This window comes from Vibrio sp. IB15 (genome assembly GCF_016406055.1).
GTDB lineage: Bacteria > Pseudomonadota > Gammaproteobacteria > Enterobacterales > Vibrionaceae > Vibrio > Vibrio chagasii.
The window spans coordinates 52,791-76,735 of sequence record NZ_JAEFCE010000007.1 but is presented as its reverse complement, the minus strand read 5'-3'; the positions used below and the strand labels follow the sequence as shown (position 1 = coordinate 76,735).

The 23,945-nt window shown below is 44.4% G+C and carries 25 protein-coding genes; 13 read left to right on the top strand and 12 right to left on the bottom strand.

Annotation, left to right across the window (positions count from 1 at the left end):
• Entirely contained in the window at positions 1-603 is a 603-nt protein-coding gene (leuD, locus tag JC606_RS04310; protein WP_137407199.1) for a 3-isopropylmalate dehydratase small subunit, read from the top strand.
• A gap of 167 nt (positions 604-770) precedes the next feature.
• Positions 771-1,553 carry a DUF547 domain-containing protein gene (locus JC606_RS04305; protein ID WP_137407200.1) on the top strand — a complete coding sequence of 261 codons (783 nt, stop codon included), beginning with the start codon at positions 771-773 and terminating at the stop codon, positions 1,551-1,553.
• A 92-nt stretch (positions 1,554-1,645) separates the two neighbouring features.
• Here the strand turns inward: JC606_RS04305 and JC606_RS04300 are convergent, their stop codons facing one another.
• Both JC606_RS04300 and djlA read right to left on the bottom strand, forming a co-directional pair.
• Complete coding sequence (locus JC606_RS04300) at positions 1,646-2,191, bottom strand: DUF924 family protein (RefSeq protein ID WP_137407201.1); 546 nt, start codon at positions 2,189-2,191, stop codon at positions 1,646-1,648.
• Between the two features lie 61 nt (positions 2,192-2,252).
• The gene (gene djlA, locus JC606_RS04295; protein WP_137407202.1) at positions 2,253-3,104 is read right to left on the bottom strand and encodes a co-chaperone DjlA; all 852 of its coding nucleotides are present in this window, start codon (positions 3,102-3,104) and stop codon (positions 2,253-2,255) included.
• A gap of 149 nt (positions 3,105-3,253) precedes the next feature.
• On the opposite strand from djlA, the gene lptD reads away from it, so the two are divergent.
• From lptD to JC606_RS04265, 6 genes are all read left to right on the top strand, one after another.
• Positions 3,254-5,587 carry an LPS assembly protein LptD gene (gene lptD / locus JC606_RS04290; RefSeq protein ID WP_137407203.1) on the top strand — a complete coding sequence of 778 codons (2,334 nt, stop codon included), beginning with the start codon at positions 3,254-3,256 and terminating at the stop codon, positions 5,585-5,587.
• A 43-nt stretch (positions 5,588-5,630) separates the two neighbouring features.
• On the top strand, positions 5,631-6,926 hold the full coding sequence (gene surA / locus JC606_RS04285) for a peptidylprolyl isomerase SurA (RefSeq protein WP_137407204.1): 1,296 nt from the start codon (positions 5,631-5,633) through the stop codon (positions 6,924-6,926).
• Positions 6,916-7,905 carry a 4-hydroxythreonine-4-phosphate dehydrogenase PdxA gene (pdxA, locus tag JC606_RS04280; protein ID WP_198778084.1) on the top strand — a complete coding sequence of 330 codons (990 nt, stop codon included), beginning with the start codon at positions 6,916-6,918 and terminating at the stop codon, positions 7,903-7,905. The genes surA and pdxA overlap by 11 nt, the downstream gene beginning before the upstream one ends.
• Positions 7,902-8,717 (top strand): 16S rRNA (adenine(1518)-N(6)/adenine(1519)-N(6))-dimethyltransferase RsmA, encoded by an 816-nt coding sequence (gene rsmA / locus JC606_RS04275; RefSeq protein WP_063523468.1) that lies wholly within the window; start codon positions 7,902-7,904, stop codon positions 8,715-8,717. Before pdxA ends, rsmA begins: the two co-directional genes overlap by 4 nt.
• A gap of 88 nt (positions 8,718-8,805) precedes the next feature.
• Positions 8,806-9,186 (top strand): Co2+/Mg2+ efflux protein ApaG, encoded by a 381-nt coding sequence (apaG, locus tag JC606_RS04270; protein ID WP_004740817.1) that lies wholly within the window; start codon positions 8,806-8,808, stop codon positions 9,184-9,186.
• Positions 9,187-9,213: 27 nt separating this feature from the next.
• Complete coding sequence (locus JC606_RS04265; RefSeq protein WP_137407206.1) at positions 9,214-10,017, top strand: symmetrical bis(5'-nucleosyl)-tetraphosphatase; 804 nt, start codon at positions 9,214-9,216, stop codon at positions 10,015-10,017.
• A 99-nt stretch (positions 10,018-10,116) separates the two neighbouring features.
• On the opposite strand, the gene folA is transcribed toward JC606_RS04265, so the two are convergent.
• From folA to rplU, 6 genes are all read right to left on the bottom strand, one after another.
• Positions 10,117-10,596 carry a type 3 dihydrofolate reductase gene (folA, locus tag JC606_RS04260; protein ID WP_137407207.1) on the bottom strand — a complete coding sequence of 160 codons (480 nt, stop codon included), beginning with the start codon at positions 10,594-10,596 and terminating at the stop codon, positions 10,117-10,119.
• Positions 10,597-10,633: 37 nt separating this feature from the next.
• Entirely contained in the window at positions 10,634-11,107 is a 474-nt protein-coding gene (locus tag JC606_RS04255) for a threonine/serine exporter family protein (RefSeq protein ID WP_170222432.1), read from the bottom strand.
• A complete protein-coding gene (locus JC606_RS04250; protein ID WP_008220033.1) occupies positions 11,107-11,874 on the bottom strand; it encodes a threonine/serine exporter family protein in 768 nt (255 codons plus the stop codon). The genes JC606_RS04255 and JC606_RS04250 overlap by 1 nt, the downstream gene beginning before the upstream one ends.
• A gap of 123 nt (positions 11,875-11,997) precedes the next feature.
• Positions 11,998-13,170 carry an Obg family GTPase CgtA gene (gene cgtA, locus JC606_RS04245; RefSeq protein WP_198778083.1) on the bottom strand — a complete coding sequence of 391 codons (1,173 nt, stop codon included), beginning with the start codon at positions 13,168-13,170 and terminating at the stop codon, positions 11,998-12,000.
• A gap of 265 nt (positions 13,171-13,435) precedes the next feature.
• Positions 13,436-13,693 carry a 50S ribosomal protein L27 gene (gene rpmA, locus JC606_RS04240; protein WP_004735905.1) on the bottom strand — a complete coding sequence of 86 codons (258 nt, stop codon included), beginning with the start codon at positions 13,691-13,693 and terminating at the stop codon, positions 13,436-13,438.
• Positions 13,694-13,712: 19 nt separating this feature from the next.
• Positions 13,713-14,024 carry a 50S ribosomal protein L21 gene (rplU, locus tag JC606_RS04235; protein WP_004740823.1) on the bottom strand — a complete coding sequence of 104 codons (312 nt, stop codon included), beginning with the start codon at positions 14,022-14,024 and terminating at the stop codon, positions 13,713-13,715.
• A 267-nt stretch (positions 14,025-14,291) separates the two neighbouring features.
• Here rplU and ispB point away from each other — a divergent pair, with 267 nt between their 5' ends.
• On the top strand, positions 14,292-15,263 hold the full coding sequence (ispB, locus tag JC606_RS04230) for an octaprenyl diphosphate synthase (protein WP_198778082.1): 972 nt from the start codon (positions 14,292-14,294) through the stop codon (positions 15,261-15,263).
• A gap of 93 nt (positions 15,264-15,356) precedes the next feature.
• Here the strand turns inward: ispB and JC606_RS04225 are convergent, their stop codons facing one another.
• Positions 15,357-15,548, bottom strand: a complete 192-nt coding sequence (locus tag JC606_RS04225; protein ID WP_004740825.1) for a hypothetical protein — start codon at positions 15,546-15,548, stop codon at positions 15,357-15,359.
• 127 nt (positions 15,549-15,675) lie between these two features.
• The gene (mdh, locus tag JC606_RS04220; RefSeq protein ID WP_198778081.1) at positions 15,676-16,611 is read right to left on the bottom strand and encodes a malate dehydrogenase; all 936 of its coding nucleotides are present in this window, start codon (positions 16,609-16,611) and stop codon (positions 15,676-15,678) included.
• A gap of 332 nt (positions 16,612-16,943) precedes the next feature.
• On the opposite strand from mdh, the gene argR reads away from it, so the two are divergent.
• From argR to JC606_RS04200, 4 genes are all read left to right on the top strand, one after another.
• Positions 16,944-17,414: a transcriptional regulator ArgR gene (gene argR / locus JC606_RS04215; RefSeq protein WP_004740827.1), complete on the top strand. Its 471-nt coding sequence runs from the start codon at positions 16,944-16,946 to the stop codon at positions 17,412-17,414.
• Between the two features lie 343 nt (positions 17,415-17,757).
• Complete coding sequence (locus tag JC606_RS04210) at positions 17,758-18,726, top strand: TAXI family TRAP transporter solute-binding subunit (RefSeq protein WP_198778080.1); 969 nt, start codon at positions 17,758-17,760, stop codon at positions 18,724-18,726.
• A 254-nt stretch (positions 18,727-18,980) separates the two neighbouring features.
• Complete coding sequence (locus tag JC606_RS04205; RefSeq protein ID WP_198778079.1) at positions 18,981-21,560, top strand: TRAP transporter permease; 2,580 nt, start codon at positions 18,981-18,983, stop codon at positions 21,558-21,560.
• A gap of 104 nt (positions 21,561-21,664) precedes the next feature.
• On the top strand, positions 21,665-22,102 hold the full coding sequence (locus JC606_RS04200) for a universal stress protein (RefSeq protein WP_004740830.1): 438 nt from the start codon (positions 21,665-21,667) through the stop codon (positions 22,100-22,102).
• An 83-nt stretch (positions 22,103-22,185) separates the two neighbouring features.
• Here the strand turns inward: JC606_RS04200 and JC606_RS04195 are convergent, their stop codons facing one another.
• Together JC606_RS04195 and JC606_RS04190 are read right to left on the bottom strand one after the other, a co-directional pair.
• Positions 22,186-23,148, bottom strand: coding sequence for a D-2-hydroxyacid dehydrogenase (locus tag JC606_RS04195; protein WP_137407211.1), 963 nt, complete (start codon positions 23,146-23,148; stop codon positions 22,186-22,188).
• A 36-nt stretch (positions 23,149-23,184) separates the two neighbouring features.
• Positions 23,185-23,919, bottom strand: a complete 735-nt coding sequence (locus tag JC606_RS04190; RefSeq protein ID WP_198778078.1) for a pseudouridine synthase — start codon at positions 23,917-23,919, stop codon at positions 23,185-23,187.
• Between the last annotated feature and the right edge of the window lie 26 nt (positions 23,920-23,945).

Sequence of the window (23,945 nt, the reverse complement as noted above, 5' to 3'; positions counted from 1 at the left end):
ATGTCAGGTTTTCAACAACACACCGGATTAGTCGTTCCTCTAGATACGGCCAACATCGATACTGATGCGATCATTCCAAAGCAGTTCCTACAGAAAGTGAACCGCATTGGTTTTGGTAAGCACTTATTCCATGACTGGCGCTTCCTAGACGATGCTGGCGAACAGCCAAACCCAGAATTCGTGATGAATGTTCCGCGTTACCAAGGCGCTTCAATCCTGCTTGCTCGTGAAAACTTTGGTTGTGGTTCATCTCGTGAACACGCACCTTGGGCACTTGCTGATTACGGCATCCAAGTGATGATTGCGCCAAGCTTTGCAGACATCTTCTACGGTAACTCAATCAACAACCAAATGGTTCCTGTTCGATTGACTGAGCAAGAAGTGGATGAGATTTTCCAATTCGTAGAAGCGAACGAAGGCGCAGAGGTTACCGTTGATCTAGAAGCAATGAAAGTGAGCGCAAATGGCAAACAATACTCGTTTGAAATTGATGAGTTCCGTCGTCACTGCCTACTGAACGGTTTAGACAACATCGGTCTAACGCTGCAGCACGCTGATAAGATTTCAGAGTTTGAAGCTAAGATTCCTAGCTTCCTAAAATAATGAGACGTTTCTGAATAAATCCAAAGGTTGGCCAAGTGCCAACCTTTTTTATTTGGTTCAGCTTTAGTCTAAAGTGTCTACAAACTCTGATCTGTTATTTAACTAAAGAGCCATGAAAGAAAATCGTAAAGCATAAGGTCTTAGTAGTCAGCTATCAGGAGAATGCCATGAAACAACTACTCGTTATTATCAGCCTACTTTTTTCAACCTTAGCTTGGTCGGCACCTAAGTCTGAACTGTGGCCGTACTGGAATCAAAGTAATGAGGCCAACTCAGAACAAGTTTCTCATCAAAGCTGGCAGCAATTCCTCGATAGCTACTTGGTTAAACAAGGGCAAAATACGTTAGTTCGTTATCAAGCAGTGACCGCTACAGAGAAGTCAAAGCTGAAACAATACATCAAGCAGTTAGAGCAGATGAACCCACTCGAGTACCCAAAAGCAGAGCAGTACGCTTACTGGGTCAATCTATACAATGCCGTGACTGTTGAATTAATTCTCGATGCCTACCCAGTAAAATCTATCACTAAACTCGGCGGTCTGTTTAGCTTTGGGCCATGGGGAGATGATGTCGTATCAGTAAATGGTAAATCACTGACACTCAACGACATTGAGCACCGCATCCTAAGACCAATATGGCGAGATCCACGTACACACTACGCCGTAAACTGTGCCAGCCTAGGGTGTCCAAACCTCCAGCCTCAAGCCTTTACTTCTGACAACACCGAAACTCTACTGGAACAAGCAGCCTCTGAGTTTGTGAATAGTGACAAAGGTGTGGTGGTTAAAGGCAATAAGCTCCAGCTATCATCGATTTACGAGTGGTTCGCAGTGGACTTTGGTAACCAACAGCAGCTGATTCAACACTTAGATCAATATCGAGCTGAGCCTGTAAAGAATACCGACAAAATTAGCTATGAGTACGATTGGTCACTCAACCAAGCAAAATAGCTTGCTGCCAGTCGCTCACGACTAAAACAAAAAAGAGGCTAGTGGTATATTAACCACTAGCCTCTTTTCATCTATTTCACTGTGTTCTAGAGCTAAAAACTTGAACCAGGCAGCTGCAAGAATTCAACTTCTTCGGGAGTCGAAGTTCGCCCTAGCACTTCATTACGGTGAGGGTAACGACCAAAACGCTCAATGATAATCTTATGCTTAAACTCAAAATCAAGATTATTTTCTAAGCCAGTTTGAGAAAACAACTCAATCGCCAGCTCATGAATTAACAGTGACTCACTGTGCATGTAAGGCATATACAGAAAGCTTTTCTGTTGCTGACTAAGTTGATGGTCAAAGCCACCCGCTACCGCTTCCTGCGCCAATGCTAGCGCCATAGGGTCAGCTGAAAATGCAGCAGGGCTATTTCTGCCGATGTTTCTTGAAAACTGGTCCAATACAATAATCTCAGCTAAGCGCCCTTGTGCAATTTGTCGCCATTCAAACAGCTCCCCCTGAGTTGCAGCTTGGTGTAAATCCGAGAATCGCTCTTTAATCAAAGCATCAATGTGGTCACCACCAGTAAACCAATCCTTTGGTGTTAGCTCATCAAACCAAAAGTCCAGAACGTCTTGATAACTGATAGACATATTTATTCCTTTAAATAAAAAAGCCGAGTAACTTCTTAGCATTACTCGGCTTTGTACTCGATTACTTAAACCCTTTGACCTTCTTAATTAGGTCGTAAGCATTTTGAATTTCTTGTGATTTCTCTTTCGCAACGTTCATCATTTCAGGCGGTAGACCTTTCGCCATCAGTTTATCGGGGTGATGCTCATTCATCAGCTTACGGTAGGCCTTTTTAACTTCTTTACCTTCCGCGTTCTCGCTCACACCTAACACTTTAAACGCGTCGGCCAACTGGTTCTGTTGTGATGCTTGTTGCCAACCTGACGACTGCCCTTGATGACCACCACCGAAGCTTCCACCCTGCTGTTGAAAACGGAATGCCGCCTCTTGCATCTGCAAGCGGCGTTCAAGTTGCTCTGCAGAAAAACCAAGGCCTTGAGCAATCTTATGAAGAACCTGACGCTCACTTGGATGCAAACTTCCATCAGCGAATGCAGCTGAAACTTGAAGCTCCAAGAAGAACTGAAGAAGGTCAAAACGCCCACCCGATGAGATTTTGACTCGTTCAAGGACATCATTTAACGGGAAGTCACTCTCTTTTCCTTCGCGGAATGCATCTTGCGCCGCTCTGCGTTGCTCACCATGAAGATTCATACGCTCCATCATAGTAGAAGCGAGTTGAATCTCTTCTGGCGTAACCTGACCTTTCGCTTTGGCAACATGCCCCATAACCGCAAATGCAGATTTGAAAAACTCGTTTTGTCTTTCAGCTTGGTTTGGACCACGCCCAAAACCAGAGGTGTTGAACCCAGATTGGTTCAATCGGCGAGCTTTATCGAATTGGTGTCCTAAAAATAGACCAAAAACTAAACCAAGTGGCCCTCCAAATAGAAAGCCAAAGAAAGCGCCCAAAATTTTGCCAAATATTTGCATTATGTGTTCTCTATCTATGAATTTTATCTGAGTAATGCTGTCTGATGATGCTGAATGCTAATATTTCCTTTATCATAAGGAAAATGCTTTATTTATTGGATTGATACTAGATCAACCCTTCATCTAGTGACACAGGATAGTTCAACTTCATGCAATCTTTTTCCCGCACCTTGTTAGCCGCGTCTATAAGTACGGCGTTATACGTGTCGACAACTCAAGCTGAAACAATAACCGATAGTAGTGTGCAGGAAATGCCCTCTATAGATCAATGCTTGATCGAGCCCGCTGCAGAAAACGAGACTCAACTACCCGCTCATGTTGAGTCCGATCGCTTAGAGGCTATCAATGGTGACAAGGCAATATATTCAGGTGACGTAAGAGTTACGCAAGGAAACAAGACCATCCTTGCTGATAACGTAACTCTGCACCAACAAGAAAACATCGTTGTAGCTGAAGGCAACGTAAACTTTAGTGATGGTCAAATTAAATCAATATCAGACAGAGCAACAAATAATCTGACTACTGATGAAATGACGCTAGAAAACACCGACTACGAATTTCTTTGTGAACCAGGCCGTGGCAATGCTGTTTATATCGCGAAAACAGGTAAAGCTGTTTATGAAATCGAAGATGGCTCAATCACCTCTTGTCCTATTGGGGACAACGCTTGGCGCCTGAGAGCATCAAGTATCGATGTTGATCAAGACGAAGAACAAGCCACTTTTTATAACCCGCGTTTTGAAATTCAAAGTGTCCCTGTATTTTACTTGCCTTACCTAACCGTTCCTATTGGCGATACACGTAAGACAGGTTTCCTTTATCCAACCGTGTCATACGGTTCAAGCGACGGCTTTGAAGCCGAGATCCCAGTGTATTGGAACCTGGCACCAAACTACGACTTAGAAACCACCTTCAAGTACATGCAAGAACGTGGAACGCAACTGAACAGTAAATTCCGTTACTTAAGTGATTTCGGTTCAGGTAGCATTAAGTCTGAATACCTACCAGATGATAAGAAGTTCAAAGATAAAGGTGACCGCTGGGGCGCGCAGCTAGAGCACACAGGGATTTTCCAAGAGTCGTGGTTGTTTGAAGTTGATTACTCCAAAGTCAGTGACATAGATTACTTTACTGACGTTAGCTCAAGTAGTATCGGTAACCGTGAAGATGGTCAACTATTGCAGGAAGGTCAAGCGACTTACCGTTCTCACAACTGGGATGCGTCAGTGCTTGTTCGAGACTTCCAAGTCCTTACAACGAGTAATAACCTACCATACCGCCTAATGCCGCAGCTTGAGTATAATTACTACGCTCCAGAAGTAATGGAATATTTAGATTTCGATATGATCAGTCATGTATCGGTATTTGATACCGATGCCAAGGGCAAGCCATCTGCGACTCGCATCCATGTAGAGCCGGGTATAACTATACCAGTAGGAAATACTTGGGGTACGTGGACAACTGAAGCTCGACTACTTGGTACATACTACCAACAAGATCTTGATGGCGTTGATAAAACAAGTGATGAATACAAAAATTTAGAAGAATCGGTAAGTCGAGTTATACCTGAATTTCGAAGTCATGCTGGTATCGTTCTTGAGCGTAATACTACTATCGTTGGCAACTACACTCAAACACTCGAGCCACAGGTTCAGTATTTGTATGTACCAGAGCAAGAGCAAAGTGATATTGGCTTGTACGACACTACACTATTACAAACAGATTATTACGGCTTATTTAGAAGTCGTAAATACAGTGGCGTAGACCGCATTGCTGCGGCAAACCAAATCAGCTATGGCGCCTCATCTCGCTTCTTTGATGATGAATATAAAGAGCGCCTCAATATCTCTTTCGGCCAAATTTTTTATATCGATAAAGATACAAAACAGACTTTAGACAACGACGACTCTGATAATCAAACTAATTATTCGTCTTGGGCTATTGAAGTGGATTTCAACTATGATGACTACCTGTTCTATCATGGTGGTGTGCAATACGACATCGATACCACAGCCATGCAGCTCGCAAACAGTACATTAGAATACCGTTTCTCTAGTGGCTACATACAAACCAATTACCGTTATGTAACAGAAGAGTACATAAATGAAACGGTAGATTTTGACGTATCATCAATAACAAGAGACGGTATTTCACAAGCGGGGTTACTTGGTGCTTACCAAATTTCACCAAAGTGGAGCACCAGTGCTCAATATTTCTATGACTTAACCACACAAGAAGATCTAGAGTGGTTAGCACGTTTAAACTACAAATCAGATTGTTGGTACATCGGATTTACCTATAGTAACCGTTTGACGAATAACATTAGCGTTCCAAATACTACTCCTGAATACGAAAACAACTTCAGTGTGAACTTCGGTATTATTGGCTTTGGTACCAATATCGGCTCAGACTCAGGCGCAATTGGGGAAAGCAGTTCTGATAACTCTCTGAGCTACGGTCGTCCATTCTTCTTAAATAACTAATTTTCTTTATTGATAACGCATCAGTAAGTTTAAAGGATTACACATGACATTGTGGAAACGCACATTAATCGCTATCGCAGCAGCTTGCACTGTATCAACAAGCTTTGCTACGCCAGTTGAACTCGATAGCGTAAGAGTGATCGTAAACGAAGGCGTGATCTTACAGAGCGACATCGATACTTCGATGAAAACTCTACGAGCAAACGCGAAGAAAAGCGGTCAGACATTACCATCTCAAGACGTACTTGATGAGCAAGTACTAGAAAAGCTGATTATCGATACCATCCAAACTCAAGAAGCGGAACGTATCGGTGTTCGTATTGATGATGCTCGACTTGATCAAGCGATTGAAGGCATCGCCAAAGACAACAACCAAACCGTAGAACAACTCACTGCATCAGTTGCAGAAGAAGGTCTGAGCTACAACGCATTCCGTGAGCAAGTAAGAAAAGAGATCGCGGCAAGTGAAGCCCGTAACGCTCTTGTTCGTCGTCGTATCAACATCCTTCCAGCGGAAGTAGACAACCTAGCAGATATTCTTGCTCAAGAGACTAATGCGACTGTCCAATATAAAATTGGCCACATTCAACTTCGTTTCAACGACGACCAAACCAAAGAAGAACTAGAAGCTCAAGCAAAAGAACTTGTAGAAGAGCTTAACTCTGGTAAAGACTTCAGCACCATGGCTTATACTTACTCTAAAGGCCCTAAAGCCCTACAAGGTGGTGATTGGGGTTGGATGCGTAAAGAAGAGATGCCAACCATTTTTGCAGACCAAATCAAAATGCAAAATAAAGGCAGCATCATTGGTCCTTTCCGCAGCGGTGTCGGCTTCCACATTCTAAAAATTGAAGATGTGAAAGGCTTAGAGACAGTAGCTGTTACTGAAGTGAATGCTCGTCATATCCTGATTAAACCAACCGTAATCCTTAGCGATGACGGTGCGAAAGAGCAACTTGAAGAGATCACTCGTCGTGTGAACGCAGGCGAAGCAAGCTTTGGGGATATGGCTCAGCAATATAGCCAAGACCCGGGCTCAGCCGTTCAGGATGGTGAGCTAGGCTACCAAACACCGGATTTATACGTACCTGAATTCAAGCACCAAGTAGAAACACTGCCGGAAGGTAAAATCAGTGCACCATTTAAAACGGTTCATGGTTGGCACATTGTCGAAGTACTGGACCGTCGCGAAGTTGACCGTACAGATTCCGCTTTAAAAAACAAAGCTTACCAAATTTTATTTAACCGTAAGTTCAACGAAGAAGCAGGAGCTTGGCTGCAAGAAGTACGAGCGAGTGCCTTTGTTGAAATGGTTGAGGACGACAAAGATGACAACTAAACGTATTGTCATTACCGCGGGTGAACCAGCCGGGATAGGCCCAGATTTGACTCTGGCCTTATCTCAAGAGAGCTGGCCTCACCAACTTGTGGTTTGTGCAGATAAAAACCTTCTCGTGGAACGTGCTGAACTACTTGGTATCGAAGTAGAGTTGTTAGATTACGACGCTGCTGCACCAAAGCAACCGCAACGCTCTGGCACACTGGTTGTGAAACACATCCCACTTGCTGAAAGCGCTGTTGCAGGCCAACTTAACGAAGCTAATGGTCATTACGTATTAAATACTTTAGAAACCGCAGCAATTGGCTGTATGAATGATGAATTTGATGCTATTGTCACCGGCCCCGTTCATAAGGGTGTAATTAACCGAGCTGGCGTTGCTTTTAGCGGCCATACCGAGTTCTTTGCAGAGAAGTCCAACACGCCACTTGTAGTAATGATGTTGGCAACAGAAGGGCTGCGTGTTGCATTAGTGACAACACATATCCCACTAGCAGATGTATCTCAAGCAGTGACTGAAGACAGGTTAGAGCAAATCATTGCGATTCTGAATAAAGATTTGATCGAAAAATTTGCGATTGAGAAACCAACTATCTACGTATGTGGTTTGAATCCACATGCCGGTGAAGATGGTTGTTTAGGACGTGAAGAGATCGAAACCATCACCCCTACGCTAGAAAAAATTCGTCAAAAAGATGGGATTAATTTGGTTGGCCCATTGCCAGCAGACACCATCTTTAATGAAAAATATTTGCAAGATGCAGATGCTGTTTTAGGTATGTATCACGACCAAGTACTCCCGGTATTGAAATACAAAGGGTTTGGTCGCTCAGTGAACATCACGCTTGGCTTACCGTTTATTCGTACATCAGTCGACCACGGTACCGCCTTAGACTTGGCCGGGAAAGGCCAAGCCGATACAGGGAGCTTTAGAACAGCGCTCACGCACGCCATTGAATTAGTAGAGAAAAAGCAATGAGAAATGATGTCCACTTAGGACACAAAGCGCGTAAACGTTTTGGTCAAAACTTCCTTAACGATCCATACATTATTGATGGCATCGTATCTAGCATTAACCCACTACCAGGTCAAAACCTAGTAGAAATCGGTCCAGGCCTTGGCGCAATTACTGAGCCGGTAGGTAAGCTTGTCGATAAATTTACTGTTATCGAATTGGATAGAGACCTTGCAGAACGTCTTCGTAACCACCCGGACCTAGCTGATAAGCTGACGATCCACGAAGGTGATGCGATGAAGTTCGACTTCGAGCAACTTGTTAAACCAAACAATAAGCTTCGTATCTTTGGTAACTTGCCATACAACATCTCGACACCGCTGATGTTCCACCTTTTTGAATTCCATAAAGACATTAAAGACATGCACTTTATGCTACAAAAAGAAGTGGTGAACCGCCTAGCTGCAGGCCCTGGTAGCAAAGCATACGGTCGTCTGACAGTGATGGCTCAATACTACTGTAAAGTGACACCAGTACTGGAAGTGCCACCAACGGCTTTCGTTCCGCCACCGAAGGTAGATTCTGCAGTTGTGCGTCTTCAGCCATACGAAGTGCTGCCTTACCCGGCTAAAGACCTAAAATGGCTAGATCGCGTATGTCGTGAAGGATTTAACCAACGTCGTAAGACAGTTCGTAACTGCTACAAGAGTCTGATTGATAAGGACGTACTAGAAGAGCTTGGCATCAACCCAAGCATGCGTCCTGAGAACCTAACACTCGAACAGTTTGTCGATATGGCGAACTGGTTGCACGACAACCACAACGCTGACAAATAAAATAAAAAGGCTCCTACACTTCGGTTAGGAGCCTTTTTTATGTAATACTTTAATTACATTAAGTATATCAACAACAAAAGGTGCGAATATGGATATATCTACGCCTTGTATCAAATGCCAGGTTCACTCTAAGTACATAGAGGAGCAGTCTGAGCCTACGAAGAATCGTTATGTCTTCGCCTACATCATTACTATCAAAAACCTAAGTAAAAGTACGGTTCAACTCATGTCACGTCGCTGGTTAATTACCGACTCTAACGGTAAGCAACTGACCATTGAAGGCGATGGTGTGGTTGGTCAGCAACCAATTATCGAGTCCAACGACGAATACACTTACACCAGTGGTACCGTTATCGAAACGCCCGTAGGCGTTATGCAGGGTCATTATGTTATGACCGATCACAAGGGCATCGATTTTATTGCCGAAGTCGACCCATTCAGACTCGCCATTCCTAACATCCTTAACTAACCACCTTTGCAGCCATAGGAAAATACTGTGTCTAATTATATTGTCGGAGACATCCAAGGATGCTTCGACGAACTTCAGTTATTACTCGAAGCCATCAACTTTAATCCACAACAAGATACCTTATGGGTTGCTGGTGACTTAGTTGCCCGAGGTCCTAAGTCTCTAGAAACACTTCGCTTTATTCGTGGTTTAGGTGACTCGGCAAAGGTGGTATTGGGCAATCACGACCTACACCTGCTCGCGGTATCTCTAGGATTGTTTCCAGCAAAGCCTAAAGATAAGACGCAAGCTATCCTAGATGCCGAAGACCGTGAGTCGCTACTCGAATGGTTGAGACAGCAGCCGTTAATTCAAGAGCACCCTGAGTTCATAATGTCTCATGCGGGTATTTCGCCACAGTGGAACCTTGAAAGAGCTCGCATAGAGAATCAAAAAGTCGTCGCCCTATTACGCTCGGATAAATGGCAGTGGCTCATCGAGAATATGTATAGCAATACACCCGATCTATGGGACGTGAATTTGCACGATATTGAACGGTATCGTTATGCGATTAACAGCCTTACCCGAATGCGTTTCTGCTTTACCGATGCTCGGCTTGATATGGCATGCAAGCTACCACCAAGTGAAATTACTAATGAACCATTGGTGCCATGGTTTGACCTTCCACAACGTATAAAGCTCGATAAAACGGTTGTTTTTGGCCACTGGGCTGCACTTGAAGGCTATCAAGGTAAAGATGTGATAGGGCTAGATACTGGGTGTGTTTGGGGAGGAGAGCTGACTGCGCTTCGTTGGGAAGACAAACAGTTTTTTACTCAAAAAGCGTTATAAAAACGAGATACGAGATACGAGATACGAGATACGAGATACGAGATACGAGAAGCTTGCGCTACTGATTTCGCAGCGCAAGCGTTTCTAACACCATGGACCTTAACGTTCGAGGATCACAAACTCCATATTGTGTTTGTTTTTCTCATCCGCTTGATACATATCGTGAAAGCTCTGCTTCCAACCTTCCCCCCAATCTGGGAATTGAGTATCACCATCAACATCAAAATCGATATAAGTCAGGTACAGCTTATCTGCTTTAGGTAGGCAGCTTTCATAGATTGAGCCACCACCGATGATCATCACCTCTTCAACATCGCTGACTAACCCCAGAGCTTTTTCAATTGAGGTAACCGTTGTCACACCTTCAATTTCCAAGTTCGCATCACGGCTAATCACAATGTTCAATCGACCAGGTAAAGGACGACCGATCGAATCATAGGTTTTACGGCCCATGACTACAGGCTTCCCCATCGTTGAGCGTTTGAACCATGCGAAGTCCGCAGGCAAGTGCCAAGGCATCTGATTATCTTTACCTATTACACGGTTATTGGCCATTGCTGCAATCATACTGATGATCATAAATCGAAAGTCCTGTCCTTAACTGAGAAAATGGATGCTAGACAATAGGTCTGCGTCGGTAGAATAACAGCCCAGGCACAGCTAAGCCAACCGCTAGACCTGCGATAATGAACATCGATTTCAAAAAGTTCTCCATCAACATCGCAACCAGCTCAGGGCTATATCCTGCCCTATTAATCTCAACCATGGCAATCATCGCTTTAAAGGCAAAGACGCCCGGCACCATAGGAATCAGAGCCGCGACTGTAAATACCTTGGGATGAGCCAACAGCTTATGAGACCAATGCACACCTATGAGACCAACCACTGTTGCGGCGAAGAAGGTTGCCCATTCAATTGGAATCCCAAAGTGCATCATCAAATAACGGCTACCGTGACCGATAGAGCCGCCGAGTGCACAATAAATTAAAGCGCGTTGCGGAACGTTAAACACCAATGCGAATCCGACAGCCGGAATCGCTGCAAAAAACATATCGTTAAGTAAGCCTAAAAACAGTTCGAAGATACTCATTAGCTCGCCCACCCCCAAACACCAGATAGGCTCATCGCAGCAACAATGCCTAAGCTAGTCGCCAAAGTAAGTAAGCTTGCCATGGTAAAGCGCGCCAACCCCATATTGATGTGCCCTTTGAGCATGTCTGCAACAGAATTAATCAGTGGGAATCCAGGCACGAGCATCAATACCGATGAAGCCATTACGATAGTTGGCTGACCACCAATATTGTAGAGGACAGCTTGAGCAGAGATAGTCGTGGTAACAAAAGCTGTGATTGCAAAGTTTAACAGTGGGTTAAAGTGGCGATGACCAATCTCTTGTCTGACGATCATGCCACAGGCAGAAGCAATAAAGGTCATCATGAACACCTGCCAATCACCGCCTGCAAGCCGACTAAAAGAAGCACAAGATAGGCCTATCATCACAACGACTAACCAACGGTTATAGCGCTCAGGGCTGATATTTTGGATCTTTTTATACGCTAGCCCATAATCGAGGATCCCTTTCTCCATCATGATACACACGCGTTGAATATCGGTGATCACTTGCATGTTGATCCCACGATCTGCACAGCTTCGAGTGGTCGTGATACAGTGATCATTCATTACTGTCGTCACAACAAGTGCATTGGCAGACAGCGCAACCTCGACCTCGTCGACTCCACAAGCAATACCGATACGACGCATAATGTCGCCAACTAAAGTACTTTCCGCGCCATGCGCTAATAACATTTGCCCTGACTGAGCGACAAGTCTTGAGATCGCTCTTTGTTTTGATGCCATGATTTCCTTCCCATTGGCGTTAATACTTAAGAGGTAAATTTTGCCTTAACAATAAAACTCTGTTCATGATTTAGATACAAAAAAACCGCAATATTAATTGCGGTTTTTATCTAATTGACTCAATTAGTCACGAACGTAGATAACGTGGCCGTCATCTTCTTCGTCGTCCCAATCATCCCAATCGTCATCATCTTCGGTAACGACATTTTTGCCGCTCATCGCATCTTTATGGTAGTCATCCCACATAAAGTCGACTTTTTCTTCTTCGGCAACTTCTTCCACTTCACGTGGTAGGTTCTCCATGAACTCACCAAGTTTAAAGCAAAGCTCTTTAGTGCCTAGCTTATTCACTGCAGAGATCTTGAAGTACTCGTCTTCCCAACCTAAAGCATCGATGATTTCTTGAATCTTTTCGTCTGCTTCTTCTTCTGGCATTAGGTCAACTTTGTTGAACACTAACCAACGAGGTTTTTGTGCCACTTTTTCACTGTACTGCTCAAGTTCATCAATGATCGTTAGTGCATTCTGAATAGGATCAGAACCGTCGATCGGCATGATATCAATCATGTGTAGAAGAACACGACAACGCTCAAGGTGTTTCAAGAAGCGGATACCAAGACCTGCACCATCAGCAGCACCTTCGATCAGACCTGGGATATCGGCAACAACAAAGCTCTTCTCAGGAACCACGCTCACCACACCCAAACTTGGGATCAAGGTTGTGAACGGGTAATCAGCTACTTTTGGCTTCGCTGCAGAAACAGAGCGGATAAAGGTCGACTTACCTGCATTTGGTAGGCCAAGCATACCAACGTCAGCTAATAGAAGAAGCTCTAAACGCAGTTCACGAACTTCACCTTTAGTACCCATTGTCTTTTGACGAGGAGCGCGGTTAACAGACGATTTGAAACGCGTGTTACCAAGACCGTGCCAGCCGCCTTTACCAACCATCACCTTCTTGCCGTTCTCAGCAACTTCGGCAACGATTTCATTAGTATGGATATCAACAGCGCGAGTACCTACAGGCACTTTCAACGTGATGTCTTTACCACGTTTACCAGTACAGTTACCGCCGCGACCGTTCTCACCACGCTCTGCGTTGTAAAAGCGTTGGAAACGGTAATCAATCAATGTGTTTAGGTTTTCATCGGCTTGGATGTAAACATCACCGCCATCACCGCCATCACCACCGTCAGGACCGCCTTTAGCGACGAATTTCTCGCGCCAAAAGCTCACTGTACCATTACCGCCATCACCGGCTTCTATTTTTACTACCGCTTCATCAACGAATTTCATTTTTTAACTCCGCACTTACGTTGCGTTACCACTCATCAAGGAGTGATATAAATTCTAGCAGATCCGAGTTTAGATCGATCACCTAAGATCTAGGCCGACCTGCAACCAAGGAACAAATAAGGAGAGGTTCTTTGCTTGAAACTTGTTAAAGCTTAAACAAGAGCGTCTACTTTTTTATTCTCGTTATAAATAAAAAACCCTGCCGAATCGGCAGGGCTTTTGAATTCAGCTTGAAAGCTATAATAAAATCTAATTAAAGATTAAATTACTCAGCTTCGATGCTTACGAACTTACGGTTTTTAGGACCTTTAACAGCAAATTTCACTTTACCTTCAGTAAGAGCGAAAAGAGTGTGGTCTTTACCGATGCCAACGTTTGTGCCAGCGTGGAACTTAGTACCACGTTGACGTACGATGATGTTACCTGCAAGAACAGATTCGCCACCGAAACGCTTAACACCAAGACGTTTGCTTTCTGAATCGCGGCCGTTATTAGTAGAACCGCCAGCTTTTTTATGTGCCATTGTTAAACTCTCCTAATACTTAAGCGTTAATGCCAGTGATTTTCACTTCTGTGAACCACTGACGGTGACCAGCTTGCTTACGAGAGTGCTTACGACGACGGAACTTAACGATTTTTACTTTATCGCCACGACCGTGTTGTACTACTTCCGCAGTAACCTTACCACCTTCAACAAGAGGTGCACCAACAGCGATTTCTTCGCCGTTAGCAACAAGAAGAACTTTATCAAATTCTACAGTTGCACCAGTTTCAACGTCTAATTTCTCTAAACGAAGTGTTTGACCTTCGCTTACTCGGTGTTGTTTGCCACCAGATTGGAAAACAGCGTACATATTTTACTCCGCTTTTTCCGCACAGCCTATGGTTGTTATTTGTACAACTCGGGTGTGCGCTAAACTAATCAATAGGGCGCAGATTCTACGGGAATCATGGCGCTATGACAAGCCATATTTTTAAAAAATTGGCGAAAACCTGTTCGCCAAAGAAAAGTGCGGCAATCATGCCCTTAAGCGATGTATTAATCAACGTTTTTTAGTGTATTATTCAACAATTAATACAACGTATAAACCTTACAGGGTCTAACTTCAGCCGGATGAACAATGGATTTTAAAGCTATCCAAACGCTTACTGCCAATGATATGGCAAAAGTGAATGAAACAATTCAAGCCCAACTTAATTCTGACGTAAGTTTAATCAACCAGCTTGGTTTTTATATCGTTAGCGGCGGCGGCAAACGCCTACGCCCTTTGCTTGCTCTTTTATCTGCTCGTGCTCTTGGTTACCAAGGCGAAGCACATATTACCTCTGCAGCCTTTATTGAGTTTATTCATACCGCGACTCTGCTTCATGACGATGTTGTCGACGAATCAGACATGAGACGTGGTAAGGCAACCGCCAACGCAGCCTTTGGTAATGCTGCCAGTGTTTTGGTAGGTGACTTTATTTACACACGCTCATTCCAAATGATGACGACGCTAGGATCTTTAAAGATCCTCGAGCTAATGAGTGAAGCGGTAAACGTGATTGCTGAGGGTGAAGTTCAACAATTAATGAACTGCAACAACCCAGACACCACTGAAGAAAGCTACATGCAGGTTATCTACTCGAAAACTGCTCGCCTGTTTGAAGCTGCGACTCAAATTGGCGCGATTCTGACTGAGTCGTCACCAGACATCGAAACGGCAATGCAAAACTATGGCAAATACCTAGGCACTGCATTCCAGCTGATTGATGATGTGATGGATTACACCGCAGATGGCAAAGAGATGGGTAAGAACGTTGGTGATGACCTAGCAGAAGGCAAACCGACCTTGCCTCTTTTATACGCAATGCACAATGGCTCTCCAGAGCAAGCAAGCATGATTCGTGAGGCGATTGAAAAAGCCAACGGCATGGAACGTCTCGACGACATTATGGCTGTGATGAAAGAGACAGGCTCGTTAGAGTACACCACCAGCAAAGCATACGAAGAAGCTGACAAAGCGATTGCTGAGCTTTCAGTACTGCCAGACTCGGAATATAAGCAAGCTCTGACGACTCTTGCGCATCTTGCCGTGAAGCGAACTAGCTAAGGCTGAATACAAAGACCCTAGAGTAAAAAGGAAGAGCTGAGCTCTTCCTTTTTGTTATCTATTGGTCGATAGCTGAGTGGATGCATGTTCAACCTAATAGTACTGCTCACAACTTCCGTGTAGTTGAGGGTTATCTTCGATCTCATCAAAGCTTACCGCTAATTGCTCTTCCGAGCCCTGCTTAGCCAACAACACAGTTTCTGCTTCTTGGTCAACTACCAATATAGTTCCTACCCCTTGCTGACACTCTACTACTAGACCTTTACGGATTCGATTTGCTTCCATCATCTTTTCCTTCACAAAGTGAATTTACACTGACTCTAATACGCAGATTGAGATGAAAAGATCAAAAAAGCCGACCTATAAAGTCGGCTTTTATTATATCTGTTTGGCTAAATGAATCGTGTCTCGCTTACTTAGCGAATTCAACACCAATCTCGATATCGCCATTTAGCGTTTCAAGCATGCTGTCTAAAGCATTACGTTCGAAATCGCTCAATTCACCGTAGCTAAGGATAGCTTCTGCGCCCTCTTTACCTAGCTTAACTGGTTGAGCAAAGAATGGTGCGTGCTCGCCTTCACCTTCAACGTATGCACACTCGATGACGTTCTCTTCACCTTGTAGAGCTTTCACTAGAGCAAGACCGAAACGACAAGCTGCTTGGCCCATAGATAGTGTTGCACTACCGCCGCCCGCTTTAGCTTCTACAACTTCAGTACCTGCATTTTGGATACGAGTCGTTAATGCTGCGATTTCTTCGTCAGTGAACTCTACGCCTTCAACTTGAGAAAGAAGAGGAAGAATAGTCACACCAGAGTGACCACCGATAACAGGAACGCGAATGTCGCCTGGATCTTTGTCTTTTAGCTCAGCAACAAAAGTTTCAGAACGAATCACATCCAGAGTAGTAACACCGAATAGACGACGCTTGTCGTAAACGCCCGCTTTCTTAAGAACTTCAGCAGCGATTGGCACAGTCGTGTTTACAGGGTTAGTAATGATACCAACACAAGCTTTTGGACATACGACCGAAATTTTCTCTGCAAGAGACTTCACAATGCCAGCGTTCACATTGAAAAGATCCGCACGATCCATACCAGGCTTACGAGCAACGCCCGCAGAGATAAGTACAACATCCGCACCTTCTAGTGCAGGTGTTGGATCTTCACCCGCGTAACCTTTGATCGAAACAGGTGTTGGGATGTGGCTAAGATCGGCAGCAACACCCGGAGTTACCGGTGCGATGTCGTAAAGTGCAAGATCTGAACCAGCAGGTAGGCGATTCTTAAGTAGTAGGGCTAGGGCTTGACCGATGCCACCAGCGGCACCAATAACAGCTACTTTCATTGTTATTCTCCTTGAGAGCTTTCTCTTATAAATTCTTGGTAGGGTAATTCTTGAGCTAAATTAAAGTTAAAAAACTATATTAATCACAAAGTGATTACAATCAATTAACGCCAGCTTTGCGACTTCGCGCAAGTCAGTAAAACCGTGCTACACAACAAGTTGGCATTATGGCGATAATCGACTGAAATAACAAAATAAGTCGTCGCAAATAACACATTATTCTATTAAATATTTACAGTGATATGACTAACAAATTACCGGGTTGTTTTGGCTAAAATTGAATATGTATGCGAGAATATGCAAACATCTTTGTTAATGAATAAGAATGACATATGCGCAATACAGAAAAACAAGACAACTTGGTCCGTGCTTTTAAAGCGCTGCTAAAAGAAGAACGTTTTGGTTCACAAGGCGAAATTGTTGATGCCCTTAAGCATGAAGGCTTTGAAAGCATCAACCAGTCTAAAGTCTCGCGTATGTTAACCAAGTTTGGCGCGGTTCGAACTCGTAACGCTAAAATGGAGATGGTTTACTGTCTTCCTGCTGAGCTGGGTGTTCCTACAGTTTCAAGTTCTTTGAGAGAACTTGTCTTAGATATTGACCACAACAATGCATTAGTTGTGATACACACAGGCCCTGGCGCTGCTCAACTGATTGCTCGCTTGCTAGACTCACTAGGTAAGTCAGAAGGCATACTGGGCGTAGTCGCAGGTGATGACACTATCTTTATCACTCCAACCCTTTCCGTTACGACTAAACAGCTATTTGACTCAGTCTGTGAACTGTTTGAATACGCTGGATAATTGCTCATAGTTTCATAATTATCAGCCATATAAATGGATCGCGAACATCTATTGACTTCGTGATCCAAATCACATCCTAGAATATCTCCCCTCCTCTCTACCCAGCAACACTAAACCGTTGATTTTAAAAAAGTCAGTAGCAAATTAAACACAAGATCTAGGCATCATTTGTTAGATTTTTTAGCTATATCTTTTAACATTCGAGTAATTTTCTGCCAATTTTTGATATTATTCAGACACTTTTTCATCACATGGATTGAAAAAGGTGCCGTTTCCAAATAGGAAACTCCAGAAACAACTACACTTGTTTTTGGGTTAATAATGAATAAAGGAAGGGAAATTCATGGCATTTACCAAACTTATCAAAGTTGGTGCTATTGCAGCTGCTGTAATGGGCGCTGGCGCTGTTAACGCTCAAGAGTTCATCACAATTGGTACTGGTTCAGTAACAGGTGTTTACTACCCAACTGGTGGTGCGATTTGTAAGCTAGTGAACAAGGGCCGCAAAGACCACAACATTCGTTGCTCTGTAGAGTCTACTGGTGGTTCAATCTACAACGTTAACACCATCCGTGCTGGTGAACTAGATTTCGGTGTTGTTCAGTCTGACTGGCAGTACCATGGCTACAACGGTACAAGTAAGTTCAAAGATCAGGGCGAGTACAAAAAACTACGCGCTATGTTCTCTCTACACACAGAACCGTTCAACATCATCGCTCGTACCGATGCTGGTATTAACAATGTTGCAGACCTAGCTGGTAAGCGTGTAAACATTGGTAACCCGGGCTCTGGTGACCGTGCAACTATGGGTGTTGTAATGGACGCGATGGGTTGGACTAACGACAGCTTCAAGCTTGCTTCTGAACTTAAAGGTTCTGAGCGTTCACAAGCGCTTTGTGACAACAAGATTGACGCATTCATCTACATGGTTGGTCACCCGAACGGATCAATCAAAGAAGCAACAACGTCTTGTGACGCAAAATTGGTTTCAGCAACAGGACCACAGATCGACAAAATCGTAGCTGAAAACCCATACTACGCATACAGCACAGTTACTGCAGGCATGTACCGTGGTACAGATGCTGATGTAAACAGCTTCGGTGTTGCAGCAACTATGGTAACCACTTCTGACGTTTCTGATGAAGTAGCATACAACGTTGCTAAGGCGGTATTTGAAAACTTTGACACTTTCAAACGCCTACACCCAGCATTTGCTAACCTGAAGAAAGAAGACATGGTAAAAGCGGGTATCTCTATCCCTCTTCACCCAGGTGCAGAAAAATACTACAAAGAAGTAGGCCTTCTAAAGTAATTCTACTTTAAGCCTACTACACCAATAAGGAGGCCAGCCCTCCTTATTGGCTTTTCACGTTTTATAAAAATAACTTAAGTGAAAAGAGCAAACCTTTAAGTTTCTCCAATTTGGCGAACTTACCTTCGTATCAAGCCTAAGACAAAGACGAACAAAAAACGCATTTCCCTATCCATTCACTACACTAGATAGGAAAGAAATAACGTCTCGTTGTTCGTAAGAAAGGCAGACCATCAATAATAAGGATAAAGTACATGACGCAGACAACATCACCGTCTCCAGATGTGCAAGAAATGGTGGCACAATCAGACACTGGTGCGCGTAGCCCTCGCGGTATTCAAGGCCGTATTTTATGGTTTGTGCCTCTATGTTGGTCACTGTTCCAACTTTGGTATGCATCTCCGCTGCCGTTCATTTTTAACTTCGGAATTCTAAACGACACCGAAGCTCGAGCAATTCACCTTACCTTTGCTATTTTCCTAGCTTTTACCGCTTATCCAGCTATGAAAAACTCGCCACGGGACTACATCCCAGCAGTCGACTGGATATTAGCGCTTGCAGGTAGTTTTTCAGCTTCTTATATCTATATTTTCTACACAGAACTTGCTGGCCGCTCAGGTGCGCCAACAACATTCGATATTGTTGCCGCTGTGTTTGGTATGGTTCTACTGCTTGAAGCAACACGACGCGCTTTAGGTCCACCTCTTATGGTTGTGGCAGCAGTATTCCTACTTTACACCTTTGGTGGCCCACACATGCCAGACGTTATCGCCCACAAAGGTGCGAGCCTGAACAAGGCAATGTCTCACTTGTGGCTAACAACTGAGGGTGTATTCGGAGTAGCACTGGGCGTTTCAACGTCATTCGTATTCTTGTTTGTACTGTTTGGTGCAATGCTCGAGCGCGCGGGCGCAGGTGCTTACTTCATCAAGGTCGCATTCTCATTGCTTGGTCACATGAAAGGCGGTCCTGCAAAAGCAGCCGTTGTGGCTTCTGGCTTATCTGGCCTGGTTTCTGGCTCTTCGATTGCTAACGTAGTAACCACTGGTACCTTCACCATTCCACTGATGAAGCGTGTTGGTTTCCCTGGAACAAAAGCAGGCGCGGTAGAAGTTGCGGCTTCAACCAATGGTCAGCTTACACCACCTATCATGGGTGCTGCCGCATTCCTGATGGTGGAATATGTGGGTATTTCGTATGTGGAAGTTATCAAGGCGGCGCTACTGCCGGCTCTGATCTCTTACGTCGCTCTGATTTACATTGTTCACCTAGAAGCATGTAAAGCAGGCATGACTGGCCTACCTCGTCGTCACACACCAACTATTGTACAAAGCCTACTCTCTTTCACTGGGACCATTTTAGGTCTATGTGTTATCAGTGCCGCGGTTTACTACGGTGTCGGTTGGACGAAAGATGTATTTGGCGAAGCAGCAACACCAATCGTTACTGTGGCGCTATTAATCGCTTATGTTGCTCTGGTTCGCGTATCTGCAAAATACGCAGCTGAAGGTGGCATGGAAATCGATGCGGATCTAAAAGAAGTTCCAGATCCAGGCCCAACAATTAAATCAGGTTTACACTTCCTACTGCCTATCGTCGTGCTAGTTTGGTGTCTGACGGTTGAACGTTTCTCACCTGGCCTATCTGCATTCTGGGCAACAGTGTTCATGATCTTCATCTTGATCACCCAGCGTCCTTTGATGACTCTGATGAACAAATCAGACGATCTTGCAGAACAAACCAAAGCTGGTTTCGTTGATCTGGCTGAAAGCCTGGTGTCAGGTGCACGTAACATGATCGGCATCGGTGTGGCGACAGCGGCTGCTGGTACTGTTGTAGGCGTGGTGACGCTAACGGGTATCGGTCTTGTAATGACTGACTTCGTTGAGTTTATCTCAGGCGGTAGCATCATCCTTATGCTGCTATTTACTGCGGTAATCAGCTTGATCCTGGGTATGGGCTTACCAACCACAGCAAACTACATCGTTGTATCGACACTGATGGCACCAGTAATTGTGACTCTAGGTGCTGCACACGGCCTTATCATTCCACTGATTGCGGTGCACTTATTCGTGTTCTACTTCGGTATTCTTGCGGATGATACACCTCCTGTAGGTCTTGCGGCCTTTGCTGCAGCGGCAATTGCGAAATCAGACCCGATTCGCACTGGTATCCAAGGCTTCACCTACGATATCCGTACCGCAATCTTGCCGTTCATGTTCATCTTCAACACTCAGCTACTGCTGATGGGCATTGATTCTTGGTGGCACTTAGCACTGACTATCTTCTCATCTGTAACTGCGGTACTTATCTTCGCAGCTGCAACACAAGGTTGGTGGTTCACTAAGAACAAGTGGTGGGAAACGGTGCTGCTTATTGCATTAACCTTCACTTTCTTCCGCCCTGGCTTCTGGTGGGACATGATTTACCCAGAGAAAGTTCTTTCACCTGGAGTTGATATTGCTCAAATCACGGAAAAGCTGGATGTGGGACAATCACTTGAACTTAGAGTGGGTGGCGAAAACTTAGAAGGTGACTATTCTGAAAAGACAGTTCGCCTACCGTTTGAAGATTCTGCGACCTCAAGTAAAGATCGTATTGCCTCTATGGGTCTAATGCTGACTGAATCAGAAGGCAAGATGATTGTTGATATGGTCGAGTTCGGTAGCCCAGCAGAAGCGGCTGGTATTGATTTCGATTGGGAAATCAAATCGGTTATCCAAGATGCAGATCGACCAATGAAAGAGTGGGTATTCTTACCAGCTCTGATCATTTTGATTGGTTTAGCGATGAACCAAAGAAGACGTGCTCGTAAGGGTGAGATTAGCGCGTAATGGATAAGGCTGAGTAGTGCTTAACGCTATTTAGCTTTATTACATGGAAAGGATAATTACAGTGCTAAGTGAGAGCTTGGCACTGATTAAAAAGAGACGAATACATGTATAAACAAATCCTTGTTCCTGTTGATCTTAATGACAAAGGCTTTTCTGATAAAGCAGTCGAACTAGCGGTATGGCACGCAAAACACAGCAATGCTGAAATCCATATTCTGAACGTACTACCAGGCATTCACATGTCGATGGTGGCGTCTTACTTCCCGAAAGATGCAGCGAACCAAATGAAGCTGGATGTTAAAAATCAGCTGAAAGAGTTCGCCGACAAACACATCGACGATGAAGTGGTTTACAAAGTTCATGTTGCTGAAGGTAAAACCTACGCGACGATTCTTGATTACGCAGAAAAGCTTGGCGCCGACCTTATCGTGATGCCTAGCCATAAGCGTTCAAAAATCGACAAAGTGGTACTTGGCTCAGTTGCAAGCAAAGTAGTACAGAACTCACCAATCAATGTATTGGTGGTTAAACCGCAAGGTTAAGTCATTTAATCGACACACCATCTAAAAAGGTTGGCCTACAGGCCAACCTTTTGTGTTTTAATTCATGCTACATAGCTTTAGAGTCAATTCACTATGTTTTGCAGGCTACCCGCAATAAAGCCATCAATATTATCCATTAAGATATCAGACAGTTTTTGAATCGAGCTGTCGCTGCCCCACGCCACATGAGGTGTCAGCAGTAAGTTCGGTAAGTGGCTATTAGCCAATAGTGGATTTGAGTTGTCGGCTGGCTCTTGTGTAAACACATCCATACCTGCGCCTGCAATCTCATGTTTTTTCAAAGCCTCAACTAGGGCTTGCTCATCTACTAATCCACCGCGCCCGGCATTAATTAATACCGCGCTCGATTTCATCATTGTAAGCTCTCGCTCTGAAATCAGATTTGGGGTCGCATCAGTCAATGGGCAGTGTAGACTGATCGCATCCGCTTGCTGCAATACCGTATCAAAAGGCAGATACCCTTCTCGACAAGACTCTGCTCCTTTTCGCTCGGCAAACATCACCTTCATACCAATCGCTTTGGCTAACATTGCGGTGGCTTGACCTAAGCTGCCACTGCCCATTAAACCCAATGTACTGCCAGCCACATCTTGAATCGGATGAGTAAAGAAGCAGAACTGCTTGTCCTTTTGCCACTCACCCGCCTCAATGTCTTTGTGATAACCAACAAGGTTTCGTTTAAGAGCGAATAGCATTGCGATGACATGCTCAGGAACCGATTGCGTCGCGTAGCCTTGTACGTTTGCCACTGCAATGTTTTTAGATTTGCAGTATTCCACATCGACATTGTTGACTCCGGTCGCCGAAACCGCGATCAACTTGAGCTTTTTCGCACTAGCTAGATTCGACTCATTGAGCACCACCTTGTTAGTGATCACCACATCAGCTTCTTCAACTCGCTCCGATACTTGCTCAGGAGCCGTGAAATCATACTCCACCCATTCATGCTCAAAGCTCAGAGGTTTTAAATGAATTTGAGACGGGATGGTCGCTCTATCGAGAAACACGACTTTCAACGTTGGCATTCTTCTTCCTTGGTTAAACCTATTAGTCAGTCCATTCTAAGCTTTTAGCTTACTGTAGTCTGAAAGCTCAGACGCAATTTCAAAGTGCTGTTCGATTTGTGGGGATGCTTGAGGATAAAAGTCACAGGGAACAAAGGCTTTGAACAGCTGATTATTCGCTGGATGATAAAAGCTCAACTCACACGCATGCAAAGCTAGCCTATCACTGTATTCAAACGCTTCTGGAGTTGCGTAAAACTCATCGCCCACAATCGGTGCACCTATTTCCATGCAGTGCACTCTCAATTGGTGAGAACGCCCGGTAATTGGCAGTAACTTAAGTAAAGTCGTTTGGGGTTCTTGCTGCTCTACCACATAACGAGTTTGTGATGGTTTGCCGTCTTCAAAACAGACTTTCTGCTTAGGGCGATTTGGCCAATCACAGATGAGTGGCAGATCGATCAATCCTGATTTTTGTTCAACCGCTCCCCATACGCGTGCGTAATACAGTTTGTGTGTCAGGCGATATTGGAACTGCTTCTTCAAGTGACGTTCTGCCTGCTTGTGCTTAGCCAGCAACATCAAGCCTGAGGTCGACATATCCAAACGGTGCACCACTTGAATATCAACGAACTCCTCTACCAAACGACTCCACATGCTGTCGTAATGCTCTGGCAACCTGCCCGGTACTGAAAGTAACCCCGCAGGCTTGTTCACCACCAGAATGTCATCATCTTGATAAACAATATCAATCCAAGGTTCGCGTGGTGGTGTGTACTGCTCTAGCGCCATTGAAGCCTCTTATTTACTAGTGAACA